The sequence below is a fragment of the Janthinobacterium sp. FW305-129 genome, from assembly GCF_020858115.1.
GTDB lineage: Bacteria > Pseudomonadota > Gammaproteobacteria > Burkholderiales > Burkholderiaceae_D > Janthinobacterium.
On record NZ_JACYMM010000002.1, the window covers coordinates 77,957 to 91,484 of the forward strand.

General features: G+C 63.0%; 11 protein-coding genes. All 11 read right to left on the minus strand.

All coding sequences use genetic code 11. The features are described 5' to 3' along the window. Nucleotides 1–52: 52 nt before the first annotated feature. Nucleotides 53–1,555 carry a lipopolysaccharide biosynthesis protein gene (locus tag IGS61_RS03930; protein ID WP_230538418.1) on the minus strand — a complete coding sequence of 501 codons (1,503 nt, stop codon included), beginning with the start codon at nucleotides 1,553–1,555 and terminating at the stop codon, nucleotides 53–55. A gap of 65 nt (nucleotides 1,556–1,620) precedes the next feature. Then, entirely contained in the window at nucleotides 1,621–2,307 is a 687-nt protein-coding gene (gene epsI, locus IGS61_RS03935) for an exosortase-associated protein EpsI, B-type (RefSeq protein ID WP_230538419.1), read from the minus strand. Continuing rightward, on the minus strand, nucleotides 2,304–3,191 hold the full coding sequence (gene xrtB, locus IGS61_RS03940) for an exosortase B (protein ID WP_230538420.1): 888 nt from the start codon (nucleotides 3,189–3,191) through the stop codon (nucleotides 2,304–2,306). The genes epsI and xrtB overlap by 4 nt, the downstream gene beginning before the upstream one ends. Nucleotides 3,192–3,211: 20 nt before the next feature. Continuing rightward, on the minus strand, nucleotides 3,212–4,090 hold the full coding sequence (epsG, locus tag IGS61_RS03945) for a chain length determinant protein tyrosine kinase EpsG (protein ID WP_230538421.1): 879 nt from the start codon (nucleotides 4,088–4,090) through the stop codon (nucleotides 3,212–3,214). Nucleotides 4,091–4,103: 13 nt separating this feature from the next. Further along, nucleotides 4,104–5,501 carry a chain length determinant protein EpsF gene (gene epsF, locus IGS61_RS03950; protein ID WP_230538422.1) on the minus strand — a complete coding sequence of 466 codons (1,398 nt, stop codon included), beginning with the start codon at nucleotides 5,499–5,501 and terminating at the stop codon, nucleotides 4,104–4,106. Between the two features lie 41 nt (nucleotides 5,502–5,542). Continuing rightward, complete coding sequence (epsE, locus tag IGS61_RS03955) at nucleotides 5,543–6,331, minus strand: polysaccharide export protein EpsE (protein ID WP_230538423.1); 789 nt, start codon at nucleotides 6,329–6,331, stop codon at nucleotides 5,543–5,545. 56 nt (nucleotides 6,332–6,387) lie between these two features. Then, nucleotides 6,388–7,377 carry an EpsD family peptidyl-prolyl cis-trans isomerase gene (locus IGS61_RS03960; RefSeq protein WP_230538424.1) on the minus strand — a complete coding sequence of 330 codons (990 nt, stop codon included), beginning with the start codon at nucleotides 7,375–7,377 and terminating at the stop codon, nucleotides 6,388–6,390. A 530-nt stretch (nucleotides 7,378–7,907) separates the two neighbouring features. Then, nucleotides 7,908–9,290 (minus strand): undecaprenyl-phosphate glucose phosphotransferase, encoded by a 1,383-nt coding sequence (locus IGS61_RS03965; RefSeq protein ID WP_230538425.1) that lies wholly within the window; start codon nucleotides 9,288–9,290, stop codon nucleotides 7,908–7,910. 8 nt (nucleotides 9,291–9,298) lie between these two features. Next, nucleotides 9,299–10,537, minus strand: a complete 1,239-nt coding sequence (gene epsL / locus IGS61_RS03970; protein ID WP_230538426.1) for an XrtB/PEP-CTERM-associated polysaccharide biosynthesis outer membrane protein EpsL — start codon at nucleotides 10,535–10,537, stop codon at nucleotides 9,299–9,301. Between the two features lie 40 nt (nucleotides 10,538–10,577). Beyond that, nucleotides 10,578–11,267: a CAAX prenyl protease-related protein gene (locus IGS61_RS03975; RefSeq protein WP_329958037.1), complete on the minus strand. Its 690-nt coding sequence runs from the start codon at nucleotides 11,265–11,267 to the stop codon at nucleotides 10,578–10,580. A gap of 149 nt (nucleotides 11,268–11,416) precedes the next feature. Continuing rightward, complete coding sequence (locus IGS61_RS03980; RefSeq protein ID WP_230538427.1) at nucleotides 11,417–13,309, minus strand: ATP-binding cassette domain-containing protein; 1,893 nt, start codon at nucleotides 13,307–13,309, stop codon at nucleotides 11,417–11,419. Nucleotides 13,310–13,528 lie beyond the last annotated feature (219 nt).

The window sequence follows — 13,528 nt, forward strand, 5'->3', positions numbered from 1 at the left end:
CAGGCGCAACGCGCCGCTTGATCGGTATTTCCCTGCCCTGCTCCGCCCCGCCTCAGGCGCTGCAGCGGGCGCGCAGATAACTGCCCACGCGCGCCGGCAGCGGCGGACTGAAACGGGCCAGCATGCCCACCACGCGCGCGCCCAGCAAGCCCGGCCAGGCCAGCACGGCCAGCAGCAAGGTCAGGCCGCCGAGCAGCGCGCCGCCCAGGAATGCCGGCAGCGGATGGCTGCCGCCCAGGCCGCCCAGCACGGCGCCGCCCCAGCTGCCCGCGCCGGCCAGCAAGCCCATGGCCAGGCCGCGCGCGGCCAGCGGCGCCAGCTCGCCCGGCCCCACCTGCAGGCGCAAGCACGCCACCGTGCCCACCACCAGCGCGCGCGCCAGCAAGGTGCCGGCGGCGATCATGGCGACCACGGCCACGCCCTGCCCCGCCCACAGCAACAGCGCCGCGCCGGCCAGCGCGATCAGCGGCAGCTGCAGCAGGCTTTCCAGGTGCTTGCCGCCCGTATTCCATAAAATCGGCGTCGACATGCCCCACGTGATGTAGGCGGGCATGGCCAGCGCGAGGATGCTCAGCACGATGCCCGACTCTTGCCACACCTTGCCGTACAACACGCCGATCAGGTCCGGCGCCGTCATCGCCAGCAGCACGAACAGCGGCAGGATGACGATCCAGATGGTCGCCAGCACCGACAGATACGTGTCGCGCAGGCGCGGCAGATCGTCCTGCAGCTTGGCGCCCGTGGCCAGGAATGCCGGCTGCAAGGCGCTCAGGAACAGCGAGTTGGGCGTATTGGCCAGGTTGTAGCCGACCGCATACACGCCCACCGCGTGGGCATTGAGCAAGCGGCCGAGGAATACGCGGTCCATATTGTTCAGGCACCAGTTGCACAGATTCGTCACGAATACCGTCACGCCCACATTCGTCGAGCGCCGCGCGCCCTCGTACCACAGCAGCGGCTTGAGCGAAAAGCGCGTGCGCGCATACGTCAGCACCAGCGCCGTGGCCGCCTGTCCCAGCCAGGCGCACACGAGGGTCCACACGCCGGCGCCCGCATACGCGAGCGGCAAGCCCACCAGCAGGTAGCCGACGATGTAGCTGCTCACCTGGATGATGTTGAGCCAGCGGAAATCGAGCGCGCGCCGCAACAGGCTGCTGCCCGGCGCCGTCAGCGCATTCAGCAGGCAGGTCAGGCTCATCCAGGCGATCACGGGCGCGATGCGCGGTTCCTTGAAGTACGCGGCGATCCAGGGCGCCATGAAAAACAGCAAGGTCATCGCCGCCAGGCCCGTCAGCGCCTGCCACGTCACCGTGAAGCGCACGTCTTCCTCGCTGAGCGTGCGGTTTTGCACCAGCCCCCAGGAAAAACCGAAATCGGCCAGAAAGTTGCTAAATGTCAGCACAATCAGTCCCATGGCAAACAAGCCGTAGTTTTCCGGCCCCAGCAGGCGCGCCAGCACCACTTGCGTGACCAGCTGCAGGCCAAACATGAGGACCGTGCCCATCGCCGCCCATTTGACGGCGCTGACGCTTTTCTTATTGATGTCGCTGCTCATGATTCTCGCTATCTGCCACCGTGCGCCACGCCCGCTGGCGGTATTTCATACTTCAAAGCCACGCCTCAGCCGCGCGGCGCGCCGATCAGGCGGCTCCGGTCCGCCGCCGGCATGCTGGCCAGCAAGCCGTTGACGAAATCGTCCTGCAAGCGGTACGCGCGCGGCAAGTCCGTATCGATGCTCGACACGCGGAACAGCATGGCGTCGGCGACGGTGCCCGTCAAGCCGTAGCGCAATTGCTCCAGGCGCTGCTGCATGCCCACCTTGCTGATCTTGTCGCCGACGGTGATCCAGTACGTGATGGGCTCGCTGCGGTTGCCACTCACGGCCAGCAGGCGCTTCACGGGCAGGCTGCCGTAGGCCGAGGCCAGCTCGCCGTACTCGTCGCGCTCGACCTGGAAACCCTGCGCCGCGTAGCACACTTCCGGCTTGTGCACGCCCATGTTGTCGCTCTGGTCGCCGCCGTAGGCGATCGACAGCATCACCCGTTCGCCGTGCGCATTGATGTAGGTGCGCGACAGGGTCTGGTTGTAGATCTTGTTCAGGCGCGCCTGGGTCTCCGGGTCGACCTGCAGCGGCACGATGGAGCTGTCGACGCGCCACTCGCCGAACGCTTGCGGTATCGCCGCCTCAAGCGAAAAACTGGGGCGCTGGTCGGCCAGCTTCACGCCCGGCGCCACGCCATGACTGACGACGGCCGCGCCCAGCAGCAAGGCGCCCAGCAGTACATTCATGCGCAATGCCCCGTTCATGTCGACGCTCCCACGGTGGGCGCGCGGCGCGCCTGGCGCTTGCGCACGACCCACTGCAGCAAGCTGTCGACACTGAGGATCAGCAGCAGCGCGGAAATGAACAGCACCATGCCGGCAAAGCCATGCAGGAAGCCCTGCCCGGCCGCATCGCCGAAGTAATACGTAATCAGGGTCAGCACCACCACGCGAATGACATTGGCCGTAAAGGAAATCGGCACGATCAGCAGGGCCAGCACGATGTTGCGGAACGGCGAAGTGTGCCGCACCAGATTCAGGTAGAACAGGCCCAGCGCTTCAAGCGTCAGCAAGGTCTGCAAGCCGGCGCAGGCGTCGGCCACCAGCAGCTGGTACTGGCCGATCTGCAGGATCACGCCGTTACGGCCAATCGGATAGCCGGCCAGGAACAGCAGGTGTTCGGTCACATACGACACGGCCATTTTCATCGGCATGGTCAGGGTCGTCACCAGCGGCAGCGGCAGCGGCACCATGAACAGCATGAAGAAGAAGGGAAACCACAGCACGCGCGCGGCCACCCAGCCGCGCTTGAGCAGCAGCAGCGCCAGGCCGGTGCCGATCAGGGCGAGGATTTCCAGCGACAGGATCTGCTGCGAACGGCCCAGCACATACAGCAGCAGCGCGGCGGCCAGCAGCGGCCAGCCGGCGCGGGCCGGACGGGCGCCGGCGCTCTGCGCCAGCATCTCGGGCCATTTGCGGTAGATCAGCCACAGCGACAGGGCCAGGATAATGGGGCCGTGCGCCTGCTCTTCGGTCGACCAGATGCCACGCAACAGCCCGACCAGGCTGGGCACGAGCATGGCCAGGAAGCCCAGCGCCAGCGGCAGCCAGTCCGGCACGGCGGAGCGGCCGGCCCGTGCCGGCGGCATGGCATGGCCAGGCGCAGCCATCAAAAGTCGACCATTACCGAACCGACCACCTGGGCACCGCTATGCGTCATCTGCTCGCTCATGGCCGCCACTTCCGCCATCGGCGTCTTGTTCTTGCGCGCCACCAGCAGCACGCCGCCGGCACGCGCCGCCACGGCCAGCGCATCGGAACCGGTGGCATACGCCGGCACGTCGTACAGCACCACGTCGTAGCGGCTTTCCAGCTGCTTGTTGAGCGTGACGAAGGAGGTACGGCTGAGCAATTCCTGCGGATTCGGCGGCAAGGTGCCGGCCGCCAGCACCGACAGCGCGACAAACGATTCCACCTTGGCGATGATATCGAGTTCGGCGCGGCCGGCCAGCACGTCGGACAGGCCCTGGCGCGTTTTGAGGTCGAAGATTTCATGCTGGCGCGGCGCGCGCAGGTTGGCGTCGACCAGCAAGGTATGCTCGCCCAGCTGGGAAAACACCACGGCCAGGTTGGCCGCGAACAGGCTGGCGCCGTCGCCCGGCTCCATGCCCAGCACCACCAGCGACTTGCTGCCGCGGGCAAACCAGCGCAGCATCAGCTGGCTGCGCACGGCGCGCAGGGTTTCCACCTGGTGGCTGAAAGGCTGGTAGGCGGCCACCAGTTCCTGCGGATACTTGCCGGCGCCCGGCTGCAGATACGGGTAGTCGAACTGGCGCGCCAGCACTTGCTCGATATCGGCTTCCGTGATCAGGCCCAGGCGCAGGGCCGCTTCGCCGAAGCGGATGCCCAGTTCCTTTTGCATGCGCAGCACGCGTTCGGCGTTTTCCGGCGTGATCTTGCCCGATTCGAGCAACAGGCCGCCAATGCTGGAATCGGCGCCGCGCACCAGCGGTGCGGTGTTATTCAGGAGGTGTGGACTTGAAGTCATGATAGGTTCCATCTCAGTTCAGGCGCAAGCGGCGCGGCAGCATGCCGCGCATGCGACGCTGTTTAGGTTTCCAGTCGACCACGCCGAACACGGGAATCTGCAGCACTTCGCTCAGGTCCTGGTCGGAACGGATACGGCGGTCCAGCAATTCGGCCAGCAGCGCGATGCCGCAGCCCAGCATGAGGCCGAGGAAGATCGACAGCAGCACGTTGCGGGGAATCTTCGGGCTGTCCGGCTCGATCGGCGCCGTGGCCGGGTTGAGCATGGCGATATCGGACTGCTCCGCCTGGCCTTCGATGCGCGTCTGCGACAGGCGCTGCGAAGTCACGTCGAAGGCGCGCTGGGCGCTTTCCACATCCTTGCTCAGCACGCCCATTTCATCGCGCGTCCGGTTCAGTTCCAGCACCTTGGCTTTTTGCGCCGCCAGGGCGGCACGGATCGCGCCTTCGCGCTGCTGCAGGATCTGCGCATTGTTGCCCACGCTTTGCGAGGTGGCGCGCGTCTGCTCGGCCAGGTCGCGGCGCAGCTTGTCCACTTCCGCCTTGGCGCTCTGGTATTGCGGGTGATTGCGGTCCAGGCGCTGGCCCAGCTCGGCCAGCTTGCCCTCGGCGTTGCCCAGGCCCAGCTTCAGGCTCTGGATCAGCGGATTCGACGCCACGTCCGGCGATTCGGACAGGTTGCCGCCCTGCGCCATGCGCTGGCGCGAATTGGCTTCCATGGCCTGGCCTTGCGCCAGCACCAGTTGCGCCGACAGGTCGTTCAGGCGGTTCGATTCCACGTCGAGGCGGTTGTCGACGCTGACGATGCCGTTATCCTGCTGGTATTTCGACAGGCGGCTTTGCGCGCGCTCAACATTATCGCGCAGCAATTTGGTCTGGTCATCGAAATAGGTGGTCGCCTTGCGCATCGGGTCGACCTTCAGCTGGATGCTGACCTTTTGATACTGTTCCGCAAAGGCATTCGACACGGCCGCCACGAATTGCGGGTCGGCGCCCTTGAAGCTGACATCGACCACGCTGCTTTCGCGCGACGGCATCACTTCGAGTTTCTTCAGCAGCAAGTCGGCCAGCCAGTCGCGCACCGTGCCCTTGCCTTGTGCCGCTTCGTTGAACTGGGCGATCACGGCGGGGCTGCGCGCCAGTTCCAGCTGGTCGACGACGCGCAAGGCGACGTTCTTGCTGCCGATAATATCGACCTGGGTCGCCATATAGCCGGGCAGCAACTGCCCCGGCATGGTCATGCCCGTCAGGGGATCGACGCCCTTGTAGTTCATCAGCAAGGTGCTGGTGGCCTTGTAGGTCTTCGGCAGCACCAGGCTGACGCCGAGCGCCAGCGCCACGGTGATCAGCAAGGTCAGCAGCACAATCTTCTTGCGTGCCCGAAGGATCAGCAATAGTTGGGTGAGGTTCATTTGGAAACTTTCAATACAAAAAGATAGGGAGCCAGTTGCTCTTAGAACAGGCTTTCCTGGACATACACGATATCGTCGACGCGCAGCAGGTCGTCATGCTTGACCGGCAGCACTTCCATCTGGCCTTCCGCATTGCGGCGCTTGACGCGCACGCCGCGCTCGGTGCCGCGCACCGTCAGGCCGCCGCCCACGGACAAGGCTTGCAGGACGGTCATGTTGCGTTCCAGGCGGAAGGCGCCCGGACGCTGCACTTCGCCGTAGATATAGAAGCGCGGCGCGCGTTCGACATAGATGATGTCGTTGCCGCCCACTTCCGTGTCGCCCTTCAGATCGCCGTTGCGCACGATGTCGAGGATATCGGCCACCTCGCGCGTGGCCGTGCCGCCGCGCTTGCGGATCACGGTGATCTGGTCGGCGCCGTCAGGACTGACGCCGCCGGCCATGGCCAGCATGTCCATCACGCTGCGCTTGCCTTCCACCGGATAGCGGCCCGGGCGGTTGACCTGGCCCAGCACGGACGCCTGCTGGCTTTGCAGGCTGGTCACGATGATGTTCACCTGCGCCTTGCGCAGGAAGCCGCCGCTCTCGAGCAGGCCGCCCAGTTTCTTTTCCGCTGCCGACGTGGACAAGCCGCCGAGCGCGACCGTCCCCACCAGCGGGAAGGTGATTTCCCCCGCTTCGCTGACGCGCGTCTCCAGGCCCAGGTCCGGGTTGCCGTAGACGGAAATTTTCAGCACATCACCGGCCCCGAGGGGGACATCGGCTGCACCGGCCATGCCTGCGGCGAGGGCCAGAAAGGCCGCCATCATCCAGTTTGCGAGTCGTTTCATGATTACAGATTCCCGTTGGTAGATTGCTGATGTTTAACTACTTGTTGATACGTCACTTATTTCAATCCCGCCACGCCGCGCACATTGGCTTCATGCGCGCTGTCCGCCGGCGCCGCTGCCGCCGGGGCCGGAGCCGGAGCCGCAGCAGCAGCAGCAGCAGCAGCAGCAGCAGCCGGTGCGCTGGCTGGCGCGCTGGCCGGTGCCGCCGCATCCTTGTTGAAATACTCGATCTTGGCGCTGGCGCGCAGCCGCTTCAGTTCCGCCTCGGCCGCATCCTTGTTCTTCTTGTTGGCCAGGAACTGTTCGATCTGCGGCGCCGCCGCGTCCAGGCCCACCGGGCTGTCCTTGATATCGGCCAGCGCGATGAGCAGGCTGCGCTCGCCTTCGCGCACGATGAACAGCTGGCCCTTGGGCATCGATTGCAGTTTGCTGCTCAGTTCCGGCGCCAGGTCGGCGCTGGTGCGCGACACCTGCGTGCGGCCGTACGCGATCTTGTGCTCGTCGAGCCATTGCGCCACGTCTTCGAGCGACTTGGCGCGGTCCATGACGGCCTTGAGCTCGTCGTTCAGCGCCGCCGTCGGAATGACCAGCTCGCGCAAATCGAATTGCTTGCGCTGGCTGAAAAACAGGGGATTTTTTGCGAAATACTCGTCCACTTCCGCCTTGCTGGGGCGGGTCGCCGCGCCGATGCGCTTTTGCATATAGGCCTGGGCCACGATCAGCGCCTTGGCACGCTCGATGGCTTGCATGACTTTCGGATCGCGGTCGACCTTTTCCTTGGCCGCCTCATTTTGCAGCAACTGGCGGTCGATCAGCGATTCGAGCAATTGCTTGCTGGCCGCTGCCTGCTGCGGCGCCTGCACGCCGGCGCGCTGCAACTCTTCATTCAACTGCAGGATGGTGATTTCTTCGCCGTTCACGCTGGCCAGCGCCTGGCCAGCCTTTTTTTCCTTGTTGCCGCAGGCGGACAGCCCGGCAGCGGCCAGCAGGACCAGGGCGGCGCACAGCAGACGCGGCGCGGGACGGGAGTGAAAAGAATGATTCAAGCGTGCTCCTTCGAAAAACAGGTATGACGGGTGGAAAAATCCGGCGTGGTGGACTGGCATGGCCAGGCTGCACGACATGAAATAATTTCCCCTGAAAATAGTTATTCGTCAAATAATTAATAATATTGTAAACATAATACACATAATGCAAGGCAACAAGGAAAATATTTTGCTTAAAAATCTACTAATGAGATATAAAAACAACTATTTCCGCAGTCCACTTCATTGCAAAATATTATGTATTGCACGGTTCAGAGCGACTTTAAAAATGATAGTTGGCGCGTGCCGTCCCTGACGGCTACCGTCAGGGTGACGCAACGACCGGCAGGGGCAGGGCCGGATACTGCACACATCGTGAACCCTTCCCAAGAGGAAAGTAATGGCGCATGGCCGGCACGACTCGTGGCAAGGTGAGCGCGAGTGGTCGCGTAATGCGCTGGTGCTCTATAAGATGCTCCATTTTAACGCGTATTGACACCGTGCAAAGTATAATCAAACGCTATTTTTTCCTGCCAGCAGCAGACTGGCGCTCAATGGGCGTTCTCGCGCGCCAGCACCACTTTCACCGTGCGCGCGATAATCCACAGATCCAGCCACAGCGACCAGTTGCGCAGGTAATCGAGGTCGAAATGGATGCGCGCCTCCATCTTGTCGAGCGTTTCCGTCTCGCCCCGTAAACCGTTGACCTGGGCCCAGCCCGTAATGCCGGGCTTGACCTTGTGGCGCAGCATATAGCCCTTGATCAGCTTGCGGTATTGCTCGTTGTGCACGACGGCATGGGGGCGCGGCCCCACGATGCTCATGCGGCCCTGCAAGACATTGAGGAATTGCGGCAGCTCATCGAGCGAGCTGCGGCGCAGGAAGGCGCCGACCCGCGTCACGCGCTGGTCGTTCTTGGTTGCCTGCACCACATTGTCGCCGTCTTCGCCCACCGTCATGGAGCGGAACTTGTAGACGACGATCTCTTCGCCATACAGGCCATAGCGGCGCTGGCGGAAAATCACCGGGCCTTTCGAGGTGCTCTTGACGGCGATGGCGATGACCAGCATCACCGGCAGCAGCAGCACCTGGATCACCAGCCCCAGCACGATATCGCTGCCCCGCTTGACCATGCTGTTAAAGCCCGTGAAGGGCGATTCGCGGATGGCGATGACGGGCATGCCGCCCACGTTGTCGAAACGCGCCTGCATCAGGTCAAAGATATAAATATCCGGCAGGAAATACACGGAAGCCGTCGTATCTTCGAGCTCGTCGAGCATCTTGCGGATGCGCGGCTGGGCCGAGATCGGCTGGCTGATGAAGATCATCTTGATATTGTGTTCGCGCACGTAGGTGGCGATATCATCCATGCGTCCCAGCATGGGTTCGCGCATCTTTTCCGGCCAGCGGTCGTCCGTGCGGTCGTCGAAGAAGCCATGCACGTGCATGAACAGGTTGGCATTGCGCTCGACGGTGGCGGCAAACTTCAGGCTGGCGTCATTGGCGCCGATGATGACCACCGAGCGCACTTCGCTGTCGCCGTCCGGGTGCAGGCTGAACTTGCGCCCGGCCAGGTGCCCGGCCAGCAGCACGAAGGGCGTGAGGACAAACCAGGCCAGCACCACCTCGGTATCGAAATGATAGGCCAGGCCCGTGGCCGAGCCCAGGAAGATGAGGATCAGCGCGACGATCGCCCAGCCCACTAGGATATCGCGCGCGTACGCGAGCATGCGGCCGCTGCGCCAGGTACGGTAGGGGTCGACATGCTGGTACACCGTCGATGAAATGAAGACGGCCAAGATCATCAGCACCAGCGTATAGCCGGTAAATGTCGCCCCCGACAAAACCGTCATCAGGTACAGCAAGCCCATGATGATGATCGGATCGAGGACGCGCTGGAAAAACGAAATCAGGGGTATATCATTGACAGTCATGTTGATCTTTAAAACTGGACGCTGCCATTGAAGGAAATGCCCTTGGCCCGATAGCTGCCGCTATCGATGATGGCGACGCCTTCGCGCCGCTCGTGGAACAGGCGCACGCCAAGCTGGATTTTCTGGTGCGGCGCATACGTGGCGCCCAGCGACGCCGTGCGGGTGGTGTCGCGCCCGTCGCCAGGCAGCACCAGGCCGCTGATGGCGGCGAAATCGCGCCGCTCCTGGCGCAGCAGCGCATCGACGCGCACCTTCGACGTGGCCGCCCACGTGGCGCCCACGCTGGCGCCCGTATTCAGGCTGCTTGTCACCAGCGAATTGTCCACGGAACCGAATTCACGCCAGACGATGCCCGTGAAATTGACCTTGCCCAAAGGCTTCCAGTACACGCTCAGCCGGCCATTCGTGCCGCTGTCATCGCGCCCGGCCAGCAAATTGTTGCGGTGGCGTACCCAGCCGCCGAGGAATTCCACCTGCGTGATGCCGCTCAACTCCCAGAAGACATTCGCCTTGATCTCGTCTTGGCGATAGCCATTGCCGTACACGCTGGCTTCGAGCGCACTGCGGTTCGGATACTTGCCGTTCAGGTGGCGCAGCTGCAGGCCGATGCGGCTATTGCTGCGCGCCAGGTAATCGACGCCGAACTCCGTCGCGTCTTCCGTCCAGTTGGAAAACGCCTGCGATGGCAAGTCATACAAATAGCGGTCGCGCGACAGGCCGCCGCGCACGCGCCAGCTGGGGTGGAAGCGCCAGGCGCCATTCAGGTACTCGCGCCGCTGCGTGCGCAAATTGCGCACCGTGCTCTGGAAGTCGCTGAACGGCGTCAGGGTCTGGGCATAACTGGCGCCCACATGGCCTTCGAGGTGGTTGGCGATGTGCCACTCCAGGTCGGCCAGGTAATCCTTGCCATCGTAGTCGAACTGGCTGAAGCGGTTGAAGCTCACCTTCGACCACTTGGCCTGGCCCGTCAGCACCTGGCGTCCGATGGGACGGTTGAACAGGAAGCCCGCCTGCAGCATCCTCGACGTATCCGAACGGGGGCCGGAAAAACCGGGCACGTCGTCCGGCAAGCGCATCAGGTTGTCGTCGTACGAATAGGAAGTGGCAACGAAAGGCTTGATGGTGTCGCTGATATCGGCCAGCGCGGCGCCACTGGCCAGAGTGCCGGCCAGGACCAGCGCAACAGACAGGCGGGGGCGGGCCGTGAAGGCGGCGGCAACAGCTTTTTTACGCAAGGAGTTCAACATGGATTTTGTCTTTGAAAGATCACACAGTTGATAGGCAATACTACCAGTAATTCCAGTGCCCACCAGAAATAATCCAGAGCCCCAGCACGCCGTTCGTCACGCCATGCGCGAGGATAGGCGACCACAGGGACTGGCTACGCATGTACAACACACTATATGCCGCACCGGCCACCATGCCGGCCAGCCATAAATTATGCTCGAAGCCAAACAGCAGCACGCTGATGGCGAAGGCCTTGGCGCTGGCCTGGCGCGGCGCGGCCCGCAAAAAATCCGGCTTGTCGAGCCAGCGCAGCAGGAAGGAGCGCCAGAACAGCTCCTCCATCACGGGCACCACCAGCGCCGCGCCGGCGATGCGCAGCAGCACCAGGCTCCACTCGATGCGGCCGTCGGTGCGGGGATCGTAGCCATCGGCGTTGCCGATGCGCATCCAGCCGGCGTCGAGATTGATCCACAGCAGAAAAACAACAACACCGCTTGCCAGCGCCCCGAGAATGGCACGCGCGCCCAACGGCGTCCACAGCAATTCCGTGTAACTGCGGCGCCAGTACAACAGCAGGCCCAGCACGACGCCGATCTTGACGGCGTACAGCCAGCGCAATTCCTGCGCGGCAACGCCCAGACGGCCGAGCATGTCGGCAATGAAAATAAAGGAGAGGTAGGCCAGGAATGGCGCTACCCGGGGCCAGGCGGCGCGGTCAACCATGCTGCTGCGCAGCGGAGATGGTGCCACGCGCCGGACGCCGTGGTCCGGAGCGCGTGTTTTTCATGACAAACATGCATCCCCCGATGTAATAAATATAATTATATAATTATATCAAGCAGGACCGTTGCCGTGGCAAATAATCCTGACTTAATTACAACAGGGTATGCAAAAAAGCATCAACCGTTGGCGCGCGCCTCGATCTGCTCCCACTTTTCCAGCGCTTCCAGCAGTTCGCCTTCGATCTCGGCCACGCGCGCGTTCAGGCGCTTGCCTTCGGCCGGCGTCTTCTTGTAGAAGTCCGGATGCGACAGCTCGGCAGCCAGCACCGATTGCTCGTCTTCCAGCTTGGCGATCAGTTTCGGCAGTTCTTCCAGCTCGCGCTGCTCCTTGTAGCTGAGCTTTTTCTGCTTCGCGGCCGGTGCGGCGGCCTCGACCTTCACGGCCGGCTTGCTGGCGGGCGCCGTGGCGATCGGCAAGGTGCGCACGCGCTCCCAGTCCGTGTAGCCGCCGACGAATTCGCGCCACTTGCCCTCGCCTTCGGCAACGATCACCTGCGTGACGACGTTGTCGAGGAAGGTGCGGTCATGGCTGACGAGGAAAACCGTGCCGGTATATTCTTCCAGCAACTCTTCCAGCAATTCCAGGGTATCGATGTCGAGGTCATTGGTCGGCTCATCGAGCACCAGCACGTTGGCCGGCTTGGCGAACAGGCGCGCCAGCAGTAGACGGTTGCGCTCGCCACCGGACAGCGACTTGACGGGCGAACGGGCACGTTCCGGCGCGAACAGGAAGTCGTTCAGGTACGTCATCACGTGGCGGCGCTGGCCATTGATCTCGACCCAGTCGCTGCCCGGGGCGATGGTTTCCATCAGGTTCGCCTCTTCGTTCAGCTGCGTGCGCATCTGGTCGAAATACGCCACTTGCAGCTTGGTACCCAGGCGGATGGTGCCCGTGTCCGACTGCTCTTCGCCGAGGATCATCTTCAGCAAGGTGGTCTTGCCGGCGCCGTTGGCGCCAATCAGGCCAACCTTGTCGCCGCGCAAGATGGTCGCGCTGAAATCCTTGACGATGACCTTGTCGCCATAGATCTTCGAGACGTTTTCCAGGTCCGCCACGATCTTGCCCGAGCGTTCGCCGGCCGATACGTCCAGCTTGACTTGTCCCTGCTGTTCGCGGCGCGCATTGCGCGTCAGGCGCAGCGCTTCCAGGCGGCGCACGCGGCCTTCGTCGCGCACGCGGCGGGCCTTGACGCCCTTGCGTATCCACACTTCTTCCTGCGCCAGGAACTTGTCGAACTTGGCGTTTTCCACTTCCTCGATTTCCAGCTGCTCCGCCTTGCGCACTTGATACGCCGTGAAGTTGCCCGGGTACGACAGCAAACGGCCGCGGTCGAGTTCGATGATGCGCGTGGCGACGTTGTCGAGGAAGGAGCGGTCATGGGTAATGAACAGCACGCTGCCCTTGAAGTCGCGCAACAAACCTTCCAGCCACAGGATGGAGCTGAAGTCCAGATGGTTGGTCGGTTCATCGAGCAGCAGCACGTCGGGGGCCGATACCAGCGCGCGCGCCAGCGCCACGCGCTTTTGCATCCCGCCGGACAGGGTTTTCATGGCCATGTCGCCCGTCAGGTTCAGACGGTCGAGCACGGTTTCCACCTTGTTCGGCAAGCTCCACGCATCGGCCGCATCGAGTTTGACCTGGATGTCGTGCATGCGTTCCATCAGTTCGTCGTCATTGCCCTGGCCAAACTGGCCCGTCAGCGCATCGTATTCCTTCAGCCACGCCTGCGATTCGCCCATGCCGGAGGCGACGGCGTCGAACACGGACATGTCCGGATCGAATTGCGGTTCCTGCTCCACATACGCGATCTTGATGCCTTGCTGCATCACCAACAAGCCGTCATCGAGCTTGAACTTGCCCGAAATAACCTTCAACAGCGACGATTTACCCGTGCCGTTGCGGCCGATCAAGCCGACCCGTTCCGAGGTTTCCAGTGAAAATTCCGCGTGATCGAGCAGCGCGACGTGACCGAACGCAAGTTGCGCCGATGAAAGAGAAATGACAGCCATAATGAGTAAGAGTGCTCGGGCGCCGCCTCGCGCACACCGCGTGGTGTGCAAAACAGCCGCCGATTAGATGAATGAAGCACGCATTGTACCGATACTCGCGCAAGCATAGGCATATCTTGCGAACTGTCGGCTATAATTGCGCTCGATCCGCGACACATGGGACGTCTTGCACGCCCCTTGCCGCCGGATCCGGCATGGCAGCTTGCCACGCCTGAGCGT